The following is a 13,697-nucleotide window of genomic DNA, read 5'->3' as shown; positions in this document are numbered from 1 at the left end:
GGCCATGCCCGCTCGTTTCTCCTGAATTGTGAACGCGAGAACACGGAGCACGCGCCGGAACGTCGCTCCGATCCGTTTCCGCTCTGCCTCCGAACTACCTGCGAGCACCTTCACCGGTGGAACAGGAGACGATCATGGCCGAGCGACGCAGCGGGAAACGATTCATCGCGTGGGCCGCCCTCGCGGGCGTGATCAGCGGCGCGGTGTTCCTCGCGACCGCCGAACTGTTCGCGCTCATCTTCGCGCGCGCGGCCAGCCCTATCCTCGCGGTCGGCGGTTTCGTGATCGACATCGTCCCGCAGCCGTTCAAGGAGTTCGCGATCGCCACGTTCGGCGAGTACGACAAGATCGCGCTGCTCGCGGGACTGGGCCTCGCGGTGGTCATCGCCTCGGCGATCGCCGGCATCCTGCAGCTCGTGAAGGCACCGTTGGGCGTCATCGCGCTGGTCATCGCCGGCGTGCTCTCCACGGCCGCCATCGTGACGCGCGCCGGCGTCACTCCGCTCGCCTTCCTCCCGCCCGTGATCGGCACGGTCGTCGGATCCCTGATCCTCGTCCTGCTCGTGCGGCGGCTGCGCGCCTGGCGTGCAGCCGTCGTGCAGCCACATGCTCCCGCGACAGGCGAGGTGCCCGAGAACCCGGCCGCCCCCAAGGGCATCGACCGTCGTCGCTTCTTCGCCCTCGCCGCCATCGCCGGTGTCTCCGCCGTCGTCGTGGGCGTCGCCTCGCGTGCCGTGACCATGGCCGTCGGCTCGGTCGAGTCGATCCGCAACGCCCTCAAGCTCCCCGCGCCGAAGTCGACCGTGACCGTGCCGCAGGGTGCGGAGCTCGACATCAAGGGTCTGAGCGAGCTGTTCACGCCGAACAAGGACTTCTACCGCGTCGACACCGCGCTCACGGTTCCCACGATCGACCCCGAGACCTGGCGTCTCGTGATCGACGGCATGGTCGACCAGCGCGTGGAGATGTCGTTCCAGGACATCCTCGACATGGGCCTCGACGAGTACGCGATCACTCTCACCTGCGTCTCGAACGAGGTCGGCGGCGAGCTCGTCGGCAACGCGATGTGGCTCGGTGTCCCGCTGCGCGATGTGCTGAAGAAGGCCGGCGTCAGGTCCGGCGCCGACATGGTGCTCTCCAAGAGCGTCGACGGGTACACCGCGAGCACGCCGCTGTCCGCGCTGACCGACGACAACCTCGATGCGATCCTCGCGGTCGGGATGAACGGCGAGCCGCTGCCGCTCGAGCACGGCTTCCCGGTGCGCATGGTCGTTCCGGGGCTCTACGGCTACGTGTCGGCGACGAAGTGGCTCACCGAGCTCAAGGTCACGACCTTCGCTGACGACGAGGCCTACTGGACCCCGCGCGGCTACAGCGCCGAGGCGCCGATCAAGTTCTCGTCGCGGCTCGACACCCCCAGCATCGGCGAGGCCGTGCCGGCGGGGAGGATCCCGATCGCGGGCGTGGCCTGGGCGCAGTCGGTCGGCATAGAGCGGGTCGAGGTGAAGATCGACGAGGGCGATTGGATGCCGGCCACGATGTCGACCCCCATCAACGACGACACCTGGGTGCAGTGGTTCATGGAGTGGGACGCGACGCCCGGCACGCACTACGTCGCCGTCCGCGCGGTCAACAAGAACGGCGATCTGCAGATCGAGGAACGTGCACCGATCGCTCCCGACGGCTCGACCGGGTGGCAGCGTTCGCTGATCCGGGTCACGTGATCCCGCGCGCGGCGCCGGCCCGTAGGGTGGACCCATGACGTCGCTGCCTGCCCTCGTGATCACCGTCTCCGATCGGTCGTCGCGAGGAGAGCGGGAGGACCGCGGGGGACCGATCGCGGTCGGCCTCCTGCGGGATGCCGGCTGGCACTGCCCGGATGCCGAGATCATCCCGGACGGCGCCGACTCGGTGGCGGATGCTCTGCGCAGGGCCGTCGCGCGCGGCATCCGGCTGATCGTCACGACCGGCGGGACCGGCGTCGCACCGCGCGACCAGACGCCCGAGGGCACGCGCCGCGTGATCACCCGCGAACTCCCGGGCATCGCGGAGGAGCTGCGCCGCAGCGGACTCGCCGACACTCCGCTGTCGGTGCTGTCGCGCGGGCTCGCCGGCATCATCGATCCCTCCGGGGCGCTGGTCGTGAATCTTCCCGGGTCCACGCGTGCCGTGGCATCCGGTGTGCCCGTGATTCTCGGCGTCGCCGGGCATATCGTGGATCAGGTAGAGGGCGGAGACCACTCATGAACGATGTACGACTGGCCGCGATGAGCGAGGAGCTCCTCGACCTCGACGCGCATCTCCGGGCCGTGGAGGACCCGCGCCTCGGCGGCGTGACCACCTTCGTCGGGCGGGTGCGCGACAACGACCCCGACGCGCAGACGCCGGTGGTCGGGCTCGAGTACAGCTCCCATCCGGATGCCGAGGCGACGCTGCGCCGCATCGCCGAGCAGGCCGGCGGCGATGCCTCCGCGGTGGTGGCCGTCAGTCATCGCGTCGGACGTCTCGCGGTCGGCGACGCGGCCGTCGTGATCGCGGTCGCCTCCGAGCACCGCGCCGAGGCCTTCGAGGTGTGCCGTGCGGTGATCGAGGACATCAAGCGCGATCTGCCGGTGTGGAAGCGCCAGCTCGAGTCCGACGGCACCACGTCGTGGAAGGGCATCGGCGGCTGAGCCGCCGAGCTTCCCTCGGGTCAGCGGGGCTCAGCCCCCGGCGAAGGGCGGCAGGACGTCGATCAGCACGGCATCGTCGAGCGGACGGTCGTCATCGGCGCGGACGCCGTCGACGAGAACCGCGCAGCGCGGCAGGATGTCGGTGAGGGCCGGATGCTGCGCCACGACCGCGGCGCGGAGTGCGAGCAGCGTGGGCTCGTGCCTGTCCTCGGCATCCGTTCCGGCGGCCTCTGCGGCGGCGGCGAAGTAGCGTACGCGGGTCATCGTGCGTCTCCCGGTGCGTCTTCGCCGGGGCGGACCCAGTCACCGGAGCGCCCGCCCGACTTCGCGACGATGCGCACGTTCTCGATCACGACCGCGCGATCGATGCCCTTGATCATGTCGACGATGGCGAGGGCCGTCACCGACACGGCCGTGAGGGCCTCCATCTCGACGCCGGTGCGGTCGGCCGTGCCGACGGTCGCCTCGACGAGCACGCCGTCGTCGACGATGTCGAGCTCGATGCTCGCGCGGTGCACGCCGATGACGTGCGCCAGCGGGAGCAGCGCGGGCGTGGACTTGGCGGCCTGGATGCCGGCGATGCGCGCGACGGCGAGCACGTCGCCCTTCGGGGCGGTGCCGTCACGGAGGGCCGCGATCACTTCGGGGCTGCAGCGGACGAAGCCGCGTGCGGACGCCGTGCGGACGGTCGGCTGCTTCGCGGTCACATCGACCATGTGCGCGCGGCCGGCCGCGTCAAGGTGAGGGAAGCTCATCCGACCAGCATGACATCGATCGCGTCGCCCACGGAAACGGCCTCCACCTCGGCGGGGACGATCGCGAACGCCTGCGCGCGGGCCAGCCCGCCCGCCAGGTGCGACCCCGAGCCGCCGGACGTCGCGGGGCGCACGGTGCGGGCGATCAGATCGACCACGGCAGGGAGGTACTGGCGGCGACCGGGGGGAGTGGTCCAGGCGGCGGCGGCGGTGAACGTCGCGTGCGGGCGATGGATGCCGGTGCGCCCCTGCATCGCGAGCAGAGCAGGGCGCACGAACACCTCGAACGACACGGCGACGCTGACCGGGTTGCCGGGGAGGCCGAAGACGAGCACCCCCGCATCCAGCACCCCGAACGCCTGCGGCTTGCCCGGCTGCATCGCGACGCCGATGAACTCGACCTCGCCCTTCCCGTCGAACGCGCCGCGCACGGGCTCGTACGCTCCGGCGCTCACACCGCCCGAGAACACGATCACATCGGCGCCGAGAGCGGTGGCCTCTGCGGTGACCGCGCGGACGGCATCGGCCTCGTCGGGCACGCGTGCGACGAGCACGACCTCGGCATCGGCATCCGCCACCAGCTGTGCGAGCAGCGGCCCGTTGGAATCGGGGATGCGTCCCCGTGCCGCGGGCTCTCCGGGCGCGAGCAGTTCGCTGCCGGTCGACACCACGGCCACGCGCGGCGCGCGGGTCACGGTCACCTCGGCGATCCCGGCGGCGACCGCGGCGGCGATCTGGAACGCGCCCAGGCGCTCGCCCGCGAGCACGACGTCGTCGCCCGCCCGCAGGTCCGCCCCGCGCCGACGCACGAACGCGCCCGGCTTCGCGGGTGCCCGCAGAACCTGCACCTCTCCCAGGGAGTCCGCGAGGCCGCCCGCGGTGTCCTCGAACGGCACGATCGTGTCGGCGTCGGCCGGAGAAGGCGAGCCGGTCATGATGCGTGCGGCCTCGCCGGGGCCCAGCGGCGGGTCGAGAGACACCCCGGCCGGCAGGTCTGCGACGACGCGGAGGGTGACCGGGTTCGCCGCGGATGCCGCCTCGACGTCGGCACCGCGTACCGCGAAGCCGTCCATCGCGGAGTTGTCGAACAGCGGGATGTCGTGGGCGGCGACAGCAGGATCGGCGAGCGTGCGCCCCGCGGCATCCTGCACCGCACGGGTCTCGGCCTCGAGAACGTGCACGGCGTCGAGGACGACGGCGAGCTGCTCCTCGACGGAGCGCCGCCCGGTCGCGCCGCTCATGCGGACACCGCCGCGGTCTGCGTGGACGCGGGGCGGATCGCGATCTCGTGCTGGCGGGATGTCAGCGCATCGATCATCGCGAGCCTGCCCAGCAGGGGCTTCCCGGCTCCCGTGACGAGCTTGATCACCTCGCCGGCCAGCATCCCGCCGACCTGCACGCAGAGAGCGCCGAGCACGCCGACCTGGGCACAGCTCGGCGGCTCGCCCTCGGTGCCGAGCGGGAAGAGGTCGGCGAGCACCACCGGCTCGCCCTCCGGCGGGTTCGACCAGAAGACCGTGGCCTGCGCATGCCACTCCTGCACCGCTCCCCACACCAGCGGAACGCCGAGTGCCTCGGCCGCGGCGGCGACGTCGCGGCGGGTGGCGAACGAGTCGCTCGTGTCGACGACGACGTCGGCGCCGGCGAGCAGTCGTGCGGCGTTCGCGGCGTCGAGTCGCTCCGGGAACTGCGTGATGACGGTCTGCGGGGCGAGAGCGCTGATCGCCCGCTCCGCGGACGCGGTCTTGCGCGTGCCGATGTCCTCGACCCGGTGCGCCAGCTGACGCTGCAGGTTCGTCAGCTCCACGACGTCGTCGTCGATCACGGTGATGGCCCCGATGCCGGCGGCGGCAAGAGCGAGAAGCACGGGTGAGCCGAGTCCGCCCGCACCCACGACCGTGACACGAGCGGCGTTCAGGCGACGCTGGCCCTCTTCGCCGATGCCCGCGAGCACCGCGTGCCGGGCGGTGCGGACGAGCTCGGTCGGCTCCAGAGCGGATGCGGGGGCGACGAGAGGTTGCATGGCTTCAGCGTATGCCTCGTCGCAGGCACGGCACGAGGGAGCATGTCGCAGACGGGCATGCGGGGGCGATCGTCGCGGAGTACCGTCGCTCCTGAGCTCGCGCGCTTCGCGGCGCGGGTCTCGCGTTCCGGCGCCGGCTCTGCCATCCTCGGGGGCACGAGGCCTTCGCCGGTGTTCGGCCCGGCGGGAACGACGCGGACTGAGGGGGCAGCATGGTCGACAGCGGAGATGCGGCAGCCGCGGCCGAGCAGGAGACGCTCGCCCGCACGCCGAAAGAGCAGCGGTCGCAGCAGCTGCGCGAGGTGTCGCCCTCGTTCCGTGAGGCCCTCGACTCGCGGCGGCACGACCGGGTCGGAGCGGACTGGGCCGGCGGCCTTCCCGCGCAGTACGGGGTCGCACCGCGCGTCCGGGTCGGTCGCACGAAGTGGTTCAACCTGCTCTGGCTCGTGCCCATCGGGGTCGCCGTCATGATCCTGGGCATCTCGGTCGCGCGAGGGATCGTCGACCTCCCTGTCGTGCGCGACTTCCTGCAGACCTACCCCGGGGCATCCGCTCTCCCCGAAGGCACGCCGGAGGGCTTCCCGGTGTGGATGCAATGGCAGCACTGGCTCAACATCTTCTTCATGTTCTTCATGATCCGTTCCGGGCTCAGCATCCTCGCCGACCATCCGCGGCTCTACTGGACGCGGCACTCCACGCCCGGCAGGGAGTGGTTCCGGATGCAGCGTCCGGTGCCGGACGACCCGACGTACACCGCGAAGGGCGACTCCCTCACCCTTCCGGATGGAGTCGGCCTGCCCGGGCGCCGCCACTCGATCGGGCTGGCCCGCTGGTGGCACCTGAGCATCGACGTGCTGTGGCTGGTGAACGGGATCGTGTTCGTCGTGCTGCTGTTCGTGACGGGTCACTGGGCGCGGATCGTGCCGACGAGCTGGGATGTCATACCGAACGCGATCAGCACCGCGATCCAGTACCTCTCGCTCGACTGGCCGACCGAGAACGGCTGGGTGAACTACAACGCCCTGCAGCTTCTCGCGTACTTCATCACGGTCTTCGTGGCCGCACCCCTGGCGCTGCTCACCGGGCTCGGCATGTCGCCGGCGCTGTCGACCCGGTTCCGTCGCATCAGCCGGGTGTTCAACATCCAGTTCGCCCGATCGCTGCACTTCCTCGTGCTGTGCTGGTACGTGATGTTCGTCGTCGTGCACGTCGCTCTCGTCTTCGCGACGGGGGCGCTGCGCAACCTCAACCACATGTACGCGGGCAACGACACGAACTCCTGGACGGGGTTCTGGATCTTCCTCGCGACGAGCGCGGTGCTCGCCGTCGTCTGGGTCGCCGCCACTCCGGTCACGTACCGGTATCCGCGCGCGATCCGCCGGATGGGTCTCGCGCTGATCGGTCCCGTGCAGCGGCTCTTCGAGCACGTGGACTCGAAGCCGGGCGAGTACACCGAGGACGACATCTCCCCGTACTTCTGGTCGAACGGCCGGGTTCCCGACAGCGACGAGTACAAGCGCCTGGAGGAGGGAGGGTTCCGCGACTATCGTCTCCGCGTCGGCGGGCTCGTCGAGAATCCGGTGTCACTGAGCGTCGACGACCTCCGGGCGATGGCGCACCACGACCAGATCACCCAGCACTTCTGCATCCAGGGATGGTCGGGCGTCGCCAAGTGGGGCGGGGTCTCGATGTCGTCGGTTCTCGATCTCGTGCGGCCGACACCCGAGGCGAAGTGGGTCGTCTTCTACTCGTTCGCCGAGGGAGCGGAGGGCGGTCTCTACTACGACGCGCAGGACATCGATCAGATGCGGTACCACCTGACGATGCTCGCGTACGACATGAACGACGAGCCCCTCACCTTCTCGCACGGTGCGCCGCTGCGGCTCCGCAACGAGGCGCAGCTGGGCTTCAAGATGGTGAAGTGGATCCAGGGGATCGAGTTCGTCGAGCGCTTCGAAGACGTCGGCGGCGGTCTCGGCGGATACAACAACGATCACGAGTTCTTCGGCTACCGGCAGTCGATCTGAGCGATGTCGCTGCGCACGGTGATCGAGCGGGTCCCGCCCGCGGGGTTCTCGTTCGTCATGGCGACGGGGATCGTCGGCACGTCGTTCGTCGCCATCGGCATCCGTCCCGTGGGGGTCGTCGCACTGGTCCTCGCGGCGGTCGGCTACGTCCTTCTGCTCGTCGCCACCGTCGGGCGCCTGATCGTTGCGCCGGGGGAGGTGCTCCGCGATGCGCGCGACCCCGCCCGCGCGTTCGGCTTCTTCACGATCGTCGCCGCGACGGGGGTGACCGCGACGCTCGGAGCGTCGCTCGGAGCCGCGGGGATGCTGCCCGGCGCCCTCGTCGTCGAGGCGCTGCTCTGGCTGCTCCTGGTCTACGGGATGCTGCCCTGGCTCGTCACGCACGCCGCGGTGCGACCGCTGCTGCCGACCGTCGACGGCGGATGGTTCCTCGTCGTCGTCGCCACCCAGTCGCTGTCGGTGCTCACGAGCGCGACAGCCGGTGATCACCACGCGCTGTCGCTTGTGGCCTTCGCGCTGTGGTGCCTGGGCATCGTCGTGTATCTGCTGCTCATCGCGGCCGTCGTGGTGCGACTGCTCTCGGAGACTCGCGATCGGATCGACGTGGCGCCGACGGCCTGGGTGCTCACGGGCGCGACGGCGATATCGACGCTCGCCGCGTCGCGTGTCCTCACCGCCGACACCGTCGCGCTCCCGGGGACCGAGGGCGCCGTGACCGTCGTCTCGATGGTGCTGTGGTCGTTCGGGACGTTCCTCATCCCTTTCCTCGTCGGACTCGGCATCCGCGACCTGCGCACCAGGCCCGCCGCCCGGAGCTTCACGGTCGGATGGTGGAGCATCGTCTTCCCGATCGGCATGTACGCGACCGCGACGATCGCGCTCGGCAGGGCTGTCGATGTCGGCGAGCTCGTGGTGATCGGGACGATCGCGGTCTGGTGCGGTGGTCTGGCCTGGATGCTGGTCAGCGGACTGGCCGTGGTCCTCGCGGTGAGAGGCGACATTTCGCGGAGTCCCTGACGAATCGCGCCTTAGTTACGCAGAATCGGACGAATATGGTTGCAGGTTCCGCATCTGCGGTAGATTCGCCCCATGCAGACCTACCGCATCGCACGCGCCGCGCAGCTCCTCGGCGTGAGCGACGACACCGTCCGGCGCTGGATCGATCACGGACTCCTGCCCGTGACGGATGCCGTCCCGGCGGAGATCCCGGGCGACGCGCTCGCCGCCCGCGCGGTCGCGCTCGCCGAGGAGGCGAAGGCCGCGGACCACCTGCTGTCCAGCGCCCGCAACCGCTTCGTCGGCATCGTCACGCGCGTGCAGATCGACGGGCTGATGGCCCAGGTCGATCTCCAGGCGGGCCCGCACCGGGTCGTGTCGCTGATGTCAGCGGAGGCCGCGCGCGAACTGCATCTCGAGGTCGGCTCTCTCGCCACCGCATCCGTCAAGGCGACGCAGGTCGTCGTCGAACTCCCGAAGGACTGACATGAACCGCGCACTCCGCCGCTCCGCCACCGCGCTCCTCGCTGCCGCCGTCCTCGCCCTCACCGGGTGTGCGGGCGCGGCCGGATCCGCTCCGTCGGCCTCGCCCTCCGAGACGACCGCGGAGAGCACCCTGAGCGGTGAGCTGAACGTGTACGCCGCCGCATCGCTGTCGGGTGCCTTCGACGCGATCGCCGAGGAGTTCACCGCCGAGAACCCCGACGTGACGGTCAGCCCGGTCTACGACGGCTCGTCGACGCTCGTCACACAGATCCTCGAGGGTGCCCCGGCCGACGTCTTCGCCTCCGCCGACGAGGCGAACATGGACAAGGCGAAGGATGCCGCGATCGACCCGGCGCTCTTCGCCTCCAACACCCTCGTGATCGCGGTTCCCGCCGGCAACCCCGGAGACGTGAAGTCGCTCGCCGACCTCGCCGAGGGCACCACGGTGCTCTGCGCCCCCGAGGTCCCGTGCGGCGCGGCATCCGCGAAGCTCCTCACCGCCGCCGGTGTCACGGTCCAGGCGGCGAGCCTCGAGCAGAACGTGACCGCCGTGCTCACGAAGGTCGCGGCATCCGAAGCCGACGCCGGTCTCGTGTACGCGACGGATGTGGTCGGTCGCGACGACGTCGAGGTGATCGTGCCCGAGGGCGCCGAGGACGTCGTGAACCACTATCCGATCGCCGCGCTCGCCGATGCAGCGAACCCGGATGCCGCCGAGGCGTTCGTCGCGTTCGTGCTCTCGGACGCGGGCCAGAAGATCCTGGCGGACTTCGGATTCGGCAAGCCATGAGTCCGGCCGGCGCGCAGGGCTACGCGCCCCGCGCGCTCGCCGTCCCCGCCTTCGTCGGACTGGCTCTCCTGATCGTTCCGCTCGCCGCGCTCGTCGCCCGCGTGCAGTGGTCGACGTTCATCGCGGACGTCACCTCGGAGGCCGCGCTCTCGGCGCTCACGCTGTCGCTCGTCACCGGACTCGTCGCCACGCTGCTGTGTGTCGTCGTCGGCGTGCCGCTCGCCCTGTACATCGCCCGCTCGGGCCCTCGCCTGGCGGCCGTACTCCGCGCCGCGGTGACGGTTCCGCTCGTCCTTCCCCCGATGGTCGGCGGCGTCGCACTGCTGTACCTGTTCGGACGCGCCGGATGGCTCGGCGGACTCGGGCTGTCGTTCAGCACCCCCGCTGTCGTGCTCGCGCAGACCTTCGTCGCCCTGCCGTTCCTGGTGCTCGCCGTCGAGGGCGCGGTGCGCACCTCCGGCGTCGACTACGAGCGCACGGCCGCGGCGCTCGGTGCGGGGCGGTGGACGATCCTCCGCCGCATCACCCTGCCGCTCGCGGCGCCCGGCATCGTGGCGGGCATCGTGCTGTGCTTCGCCCGCGCCATCGGCGAGTTCGGGGCGACGGCGCTGTTCGCCGGCAACCGCCCGGGCGTCACCCAGACCATGCCGCTCGCGATCTACACCGCGTTCAACGGCGCCGGGGTGTCGCAGGGGGCGGCGGTCGCGCTCGCGCTGCTGCTCCTCGCCACCGCCATCGCGGTGCTGCTGCTGGTGCGCGGCTGGCGACCGGGGGCGGCGCGATGAGCGGGCTGCGTGCGCACGTGGTCGTCGCTCGTGAGCACTTCGCCGTCGATGTCGCCCTGGAGGTCGCCCCCGGCGAGACCGTCGCGGTGATGGGGCCGAGTGGGGCGGGCAAGTCGACGCTCCTCCAGGCGCTCGCCGGGCTCGAGCCGCTGACCGCCGGCGAGATCGCGGTCGGAGGCAGGGTCGTCGATCGCGTCGAGACTCCGCGTGTGCGCACGGAGCCCATGAGTCGCGGCATCGTGCTGCTCGGGCAGGACGCGCGGCTGTTCCCGCACCTGTCGGTGCGCGAGAACGTGGCCTTCGGACCGCGTGCGGGTGGTGTCGACGCCCGCGCGGCGCGCGACTCCGCGGACGACTGGCTCGTCCGTGTCGGTCTTCCGGGAGCAGGGGACCGCATGCCTCGAGAGCTCTCCGGCGGCGAGGGGCAGCGCGTCGCCGTCGCCCGTGCGCTCGCCGCGTCTCCGCGTGCGGTGCTCCTGGACGAGCCGCTCGTCGCGCTCGATCCCGAGACGGCAGGGGAGATCCGGCGGATGCTCCGCGACCAGCTCGCGGGGACCACGACGATCGCGGTGACGCACGATGCGGCGGATGCCGTCGCGCTCGCCGAGCGCCTCGTCGTGATCGAGTCCGGTCGCGTGACGCAGAGCGGGCCCGTGCGCGAGGTGCTGGCGGCACCGGCATCCGGTTTCGTCGCCTCCATCGCCGGCGTCAATCGCGTCGTCGGCATCGCACAGGACGGCGGGTGGTCGAGCGACGGGCTCCGCCTCGAGAGCGCGGATGCCGCGTCGCGCGCGCTGGCCGCATCGGACGGAGCCGCGCTGATAGCGGTGTTCCGCCCGCAGGATGTGCGCCTCGTCGATCACGCGGTGACGGATGCCGCCGCGTGGCGCACGCAGATCTCCCGGCTCGAGTCGACGCTGGCCGGCATCCGGGTGCACACGCCGTACTGCCAGGTCGACGTGCCGCTCGCCGATGCCGTGGGACTCGCCCCGGGGGATCCGCTGCGGCTGCGCATCGACCCCGCCGATGTGCGGTTCGTGGCGGGCGGCTGACAGCGATCCGAGCCGCGGGCGCTACGCGCGGTCGTGCAGCGTGATCCGGTAGCCGTCCGGGTCGGCGAACGTGAACGTGCGGCCGAACGGCCCATCGATCGGCGCCGAGGCGATGGTGTGCCCGTCGGCGACGAGGGCGTCGTGGATCGTCTGGACGTCGGTGGCGTGCAGCCAGATCGCCGCGCCGATGCCGGGGTGCTCGCCGGACGACAGATCGGTGCCGGGGACCAGGTCGCGCAGTGCGAAGGCGATCGGGGTCGTCTCGAACACGACCGCGTGCGGCGGCCCCGCGGGGGAGCGCACGAGACCGAGGTACTTCTCGTAGAACGCCTGAGAAGCGGCGAGATCGCGAGCCTGGAGAGAGAGGAAATCGGGGCCGGTGACGGGCATGAGCGTATCCTTTCGTTGTGTCAGTTATCTGACACGTCAGTGTATGTCAGAATACTGACATGAGTCAAGACCGTGCGGGCGTCGACCTCGAGACCTCCCTGGGCTACCTGCTGAAGGAAGCCGCGAGCGCCCTGCGCTTCGAGATGGAGGCGGTTCTGCGGCCGCTCGGCATGACCGTCACCCATTACGCCTGCCTCGAGCTGCTGGCGCAGCGCCCTGGGCTCTCGAATTCCGAACTCGCACGGGGCACGTTCGTGACCCGGCAGTCGATGAACGTCCTGCTGCAGGCGCTGGAGCGTGACGGGTCGGTGACGCGCCCCGCCGAGGCGCCCGTGGGCAAGGTGCTTCCCGCGCGGCTCACGCCCGTCGGTCGGGAGCGGCTCGCGGCGGCGAGCTCTGCGGTCCGAGCGGTGGAGGTCCGGATGCTGGGCGGGATGTCCGTGCGGGAACAGGCGGAGGCGCGCAGGATCCTCCGCAGCATGATCCACTCGCTGCGCGACTCCGGCGAAACGGCGTCGTCCTGACCCCTCGGCGACGCTGGCAATGTGCCGGTCGTCGCGGTCTCGCCTACCCTCGAGGGCGTGACGCGGGTTAGTCTCGGAAGATGACTACGAGCGAGGTGAAGCGATGACGGCCGTGCCCGTCGTCATCGGCGTCCGCGCGCCCGAGGTCATCACGGCGCCGGGAACCGTCCCGACGAGCGGCGCGCTCGTCGACACGCACGGCCGTGTGCATCGCGATCTGCGCATCTCGCTGACCGACCGCTGCTCCCTGCGCTGCACCTACTGCATGCCCGAGCAGGGCAACGAGTGGCTCGCGCGCACCAGCATCCTCTCCACCGACGAGATCGTCGAAGTGGCCGAGGTGGCTGCCGCTCTCGGCATCCGCACGTTCCGGCTCACCGGGGGCGAGCCGCTCCTGCGCGCCGACATCGTCGACGTCGTGCGCCGGATCGCCCGCATCGAGGGAGAGGACGGCCCGGTCGAGGTCGCGATGACCACGAACGGCATCAGCCTCGCGAAGAAGCTCCCCGACCTGATCGACGCGGGCCTCACGCGTCTGAACATCAGCATCGACACCGTCGACCGACAGCGCTTCGCCGACCTCACCCGTCGCGACCGGCTCGAAGACGTGTTCGAGGGCATCGCCGCCGCTGCGGCATCCGAACTCCGTCCTCTCAAGCTCAACGCCGTCGCGATGCGCGGCGTGAACGACGACGAGCTCACCGATCTCGTGGCGTTCGCGATGGAGGTCGGCGCGCAGCTGCGCTTCATCGAGCAGATGCCGCTGGACGCCGGGCACACCTGGGATCGCTCCACGATGGTGACGCGTGAGGAGATCCTCGAGAGGCTCGGTGAGCGGTGGCAGCTCGACCCCGTCCCCGGACGCGGTGGGGCACCGGCCGAGAAGTGGCGCATCGACGGCGGTCCGCACGAGGTCGGCGTGATCGCCTCGGTGACTGCGCCGTTCTGCGGCGCCTGCGACCGGCTGCGGCTGACGGCCGACGGCCAGCTGCGAAACTGCCTGTTCTCGAACGCCGAGTACGACCTCACCGCCGTGATGCGCGGCGAAGGGGCCGTCCCCGGTCAGCGGGCCGACGCGATCGCCGGGATGCTGCGCTCGTGCGTGCACGGCAAGCTGCCCGGCCACGCGATCGACGACCCCTCGTTCCTGCAGCCGGCGCGCGGCATGAACGCCATCGGCGGCTGATCCGACCGAGG

General features: G+C 71.0%; 16 protein-coding genes. 11 read left to right on the top strand and 5 right to left on the bottom strand.

From position 1 onward, the window contains the following. Positions 1-134 precede the first annotated feature (134 nt). Genes LBN7_RS07555 through LBN7_RS07545 form a run of 3 tightly spaced genes read left to right on the top strand, consistent with a single transcriptional unit; the run spans position 135 to position 2,672 of the window. A complete protein-coding gene (locus LBN7_RS07555) occupies positions 135-1,724 on the top strand; it encodes a molybdopterin-dependent oxidoreductase (protein WP_407361417.1) in 1,590 nt (529 codons plus the stop codon). A 34-nt stretch (positions 1,725-1,758) separates the two neighbouring features. After that, positions 1,759-2,247 (top strand): molybdenum cofactor biosynthesis protein B, encoded by a 489-nt coding sequence (locus LBN7_RS07550; protein ID WP_116636007.1) that lies wholly within the window; start codon positions 1,759-1,761, stop codon positions 2,245-2,247. Next, on the top strand, positions 2,244-2,672 hold the full coding sequence (locus LBN7_RS07545) for a molybdenum cofactor biosynthesis protein MoaE (RefSeq protein ID WP_116636006.1): 429 nt from the start codon (positions 2,244-2,246) through the stop codon (positions 2,670-2,672). The genes LBN7_RS07550 and LBN7_RS07545 overlap by 4 nt, the downstream gene beginning before the upstream one ends. Positions 2,673-2,702: 30 nt before the next feature. On the opposite strand, the gene LBN7_RS07540 is transcribed toward LBN7_RS07545, so the two are convergent. The 4 genes from LBN7_RS07540 to LBN7_RS07525 are packed head-to-tail and all read right to left on the bottom strand — an operon-like array spanning position 2,703 to position 5,450. Continuing rightward, a complete protein-coding gene (locus tag LBN7_RS07540) occupies positions 2,703-2,936 on the bottom strand; it encodes a MoaD/ThiS family protein (RefSeq protein ID WP_407361416.1) in 234 nt (77 codons plus the stop codon). After that, entirely contained in the window at positions 2,933-3,427 is a 495-nt protein-coding gene (gene moaC, locus LBN7_RS07535; protein WP_407361415.1) for a cyclic pyranopterin monophosphate synthase MoaC, read from the bottom strand. The genes LBN7_RS07540 and moaC overlap by 4 nt, the downstream gene beginning before the upstream one ends. Next, complete coding sequence (glp, locus tag LBN7_RS07530; protein ID WP_407361414.1) at positions 3,424-4,668, bottom strand: gephyrin-like molybdotransferase Glp; 1,245 nt, start codon at positions 4,666-4,668, stop codon at positions 3,424-3,426. The genes moaC and glp overlap by 4 nt, the downstream gene beginning before the upstream one ends. Next, on the bottom strand, positions 4,665-5,450 hold the full coding sequence (locus LBN7_RS07525) for a HesA/MoeB/ThiF family protein (RefSeq protein ID WP_407361413.1): 786 nt from the start codon (positions 5,448-5,450) through the stop codon (positions 4,665-4,667). Before LBN7_RS07525 ends, glp begins: the two co-directional genes overlap by 4 nt. Before the next feature lie 212 nt (positions 5,451-5,662). Between LBN7_RS07525 and LBN7_RS07520 the strand changes: the two genes are divergently transcribed. From LBN7_RS07520 to LBN7_RS07495, 6 genes are all read left to right on the top strand, one after another. Then, complete coding sequence (locus LBN7_RS07520; protein ID WP_407361412.1) at positions 5,663-7,477, top strand: molybdopterin-dependent oxidoreductase; 1,815 nt, start codon at positions 5,663-5,665, stop codon at positions 7,475-7,477. Between the two features lie 3 nt (positions 7,478-7,480). Further along, positions 7,481-8,494, top strand: coding sequence for a tellurite resistance/C4-dicarboxylate transporter family protein (locus tag LBN7_RS07515; RefSeq protein WP_407361411.1), 1,014 nt, complete (start codon positions 7,481-7,483; stop codon positions 8,492-8,494). A gap of 72 nt (positions 8,495-8,566) precedes the next feature. After that, positions 8,567-8,959: a molybdopterin-binding protein gene (locus LBN7_RS07510; protein WP_116636000.1), complete on the top strand. Its 393-nt coding sequence runs from the start codon at positions 8,567-8,569 to the stop codon at positions 8,957-8,959. 1 nt (position 8,960) lies between these two features. Beyond that, positions 8,961-9,749, top strand: a complete 789-nt coding sequence (gene modA / locus LBN7_RS07505; protein WP_407361410.1) for a molybdate ABC transporter substrate-binding protein — start codon at positions 8,961-8,963, stop codon at positions 9,747-9,749. Continuing rightward, positions 9,746-10,534 (top strand): molybdate ABC transporter permease subunit, encoded by a 789-nt coding sequence (gene modB, locus LBN7_RS07500; protein ID WP_116635998.1) that lies wholly within the window; start codon positions 9,746-9,748, stop codon positions 10,532-10,534. The genes modA and modB overlap by 4 nt, the downstream gene beginning before the upstream one ends. After that, on the top strand, positions 10,531-11,586 hold the full coding sequence (locus LBN7_RS07495) for a sulfate/molybdate ABC transporter ATP-binding protein (protein ID WP_407361409.1): 1,056 nt from the start codon (positions 10,531-10,533) through the stop codon (positions 11,584-11,586). Before modB ends, LBN7_RS07495 begins: the two co-directional genes overlap by 4 nt. Before the next feature lie 21 nt (positions 11,587-11,607). Here LBN7_RS07495 and LBN7_RS07490 read toward each other — a convergent pair whose 3' ends face one another. Next, the gene (locus LBN7_RS07490; RefSeq protein WP_407361408.1) at positions 11,608-11,976 is read right to left on the bottom strand and encodes a VOC family protein; all 369 of its coding nucleotides are present in this window, start codon (positions 11,974-11,976) and stop codon (positions 11,608-11,610) included. 59 nt (positions 11,977-12,035) lie between these two features. Here LBN7_RS07490 and LBN7_RS07485 point away from each other — a divergent pair, with 59 nt between their 5' ends. Next, positions 12,036-12,500 (top strand): MarR family winged helix-turn-helix transcriptional regulator, encoded by a 465-nt coding sequence (locus LBN7_RS07485; protein ID WP_116635995.1) that lies wholly within the window; start codon positions 12,036-12,038, stop codon positions 12,498-12,500. Between the two features lie 103 nt (positions 12,501-12,603). After that, positions 12,604-13,686 carry a GTP 3',8-cyclase MoaA gene (gene moaA / locus LBN7_RS07480; protein WP_116635994.1) on the top strand — a complete coding sequence of 361 codons (1,083 nt, stop codon included), beginning with the start codon at positions 12,604-12,606 and terminating at the stop codon, positions 13,684-13,686. Positions 13,687-13,697 lie beyond the last annotated feature (11 nt).

Origin of the sequence: Microbacterium sp. LBN7, assembly GCF_045690345.1 — a bacterium.
In the GTDB taxonomy this organism is placed as follows: Bacteria; Actinomycetota; Actinomycetes; order Actinomycetales; family Microbacteriaceae; genus Microbacterium.
The sequence above is the reverse complement of the archived record's forward strand: the minus strand, read 5'-3'. Positions and strand labels throughout refer to the sequence as shown.

Coding starts and splice junctions, on each gene's coding strand:
- LBN7_RS07515 (WP_407361411.1), top strand. CDS start 7,481: ATGTCGCTGCGCACGGTGATCGAGCGGGTCCCGCCCGCGGGGTTCTCG.
- LBN7_RS07520 (WP_407361412.1), top strand. CDS start 5,663: ATGGTCGACAGCGGAGATGCGGCAGCCGCGGCCGAGCAGGAGACGCTC.
- LBN7_RS07495 (WP_407361409.1), top strand. CDS start 10,531: ATGAGCGGGCTGCGTGCGCACGTGGTCGTCGCTCGTGAGCACTTCGCC.
- LBN7_RS07485 (WP_116635995.1), top strand. CDS start 12,036: ATGAGTCAAGACCGTGCGGGCGTCGACCTCGAGACCTCCCTGGGCTAC.
- modA (WP_407361410.1), top strand. CDS start 8,961: ATGAACCGCGCACTCCGCCGCTCCGCCACCGCGCTCCTCGCTGCCGCC.
- LBN7_RS07545 (WP_116636006.1), top strand. CDS start 2,244: ATGAACGATGTACGACTGGCCGCGATGAGCGAGGAGCTCCTCGACCTC.
- LBN7_RS07510 (WP_116636000.1), top strand. CDS start 8,567: ATGCAGACCTACCGCATCGCACGCGCCGCGCAGCTCCTCGGCGTGAGC.
- LBN7_RS07550 (WP_116636007.1), top strand. CDS start 1,759: ATGACGTCGCTGCCTGCCCTCGTGATCACCGTCTCCGATCGGTCGTCG.
- LBN7_RS07540 (WP_407361416.1), bottom strand. CDS start 2,936: ATGACCCGCGTACGCTACTTCGCCGCCGCCGCAGAGGCCGCCGGAACG.
- LBN7_RS07525 (WP_407361413.1), bottom strand. CDS start 5,450: ATGCAACCTCTCGTCGCCCCCGCATCCGCTCTGGAGCCGACCGAGCTC.
- modB (WP_116635998.1), top strand. CDS start 9,746: ATGAGTCCGGCCGGCGCGCAGGGCTACGCGCCCCGCGCGCTCGCCGTC.
- LBN7_RS07555 (WP_407361417.1), top strand. CDS start 135: ATGGCCGAGCGACGCAGCGGGAAACGATTCATCGCGTGGGCCGCCCTC.
- LBN7_RS07490 (WP_407361408.1), bottom strand. CDS start 11,976: ATGCCCGTCACCGGCCCCGATTTCCTCTCTCTCCAGGCTCGCGATCTC.
- moaC (WP_407361415.1), bottom strand. CDS start 3,427: ATGAGCTTCCCTCACCTTGACGCGGCCGGCCGCGCGCACATGGTCGAT.
- moaA (WP_116635994.1), top strand. CDS start 12,604: ATGACGGCCGTGCCCGTCGTCATCGGCGTCCGCGCGCCCGAGGTCATC.
- glp (WP_407361414.1), bottom strand. CDS start 4,668: ATGAGCGGCGCGACCGGGCGGCGCTCCGTCGAGGAGCAGCTCGCCGTC.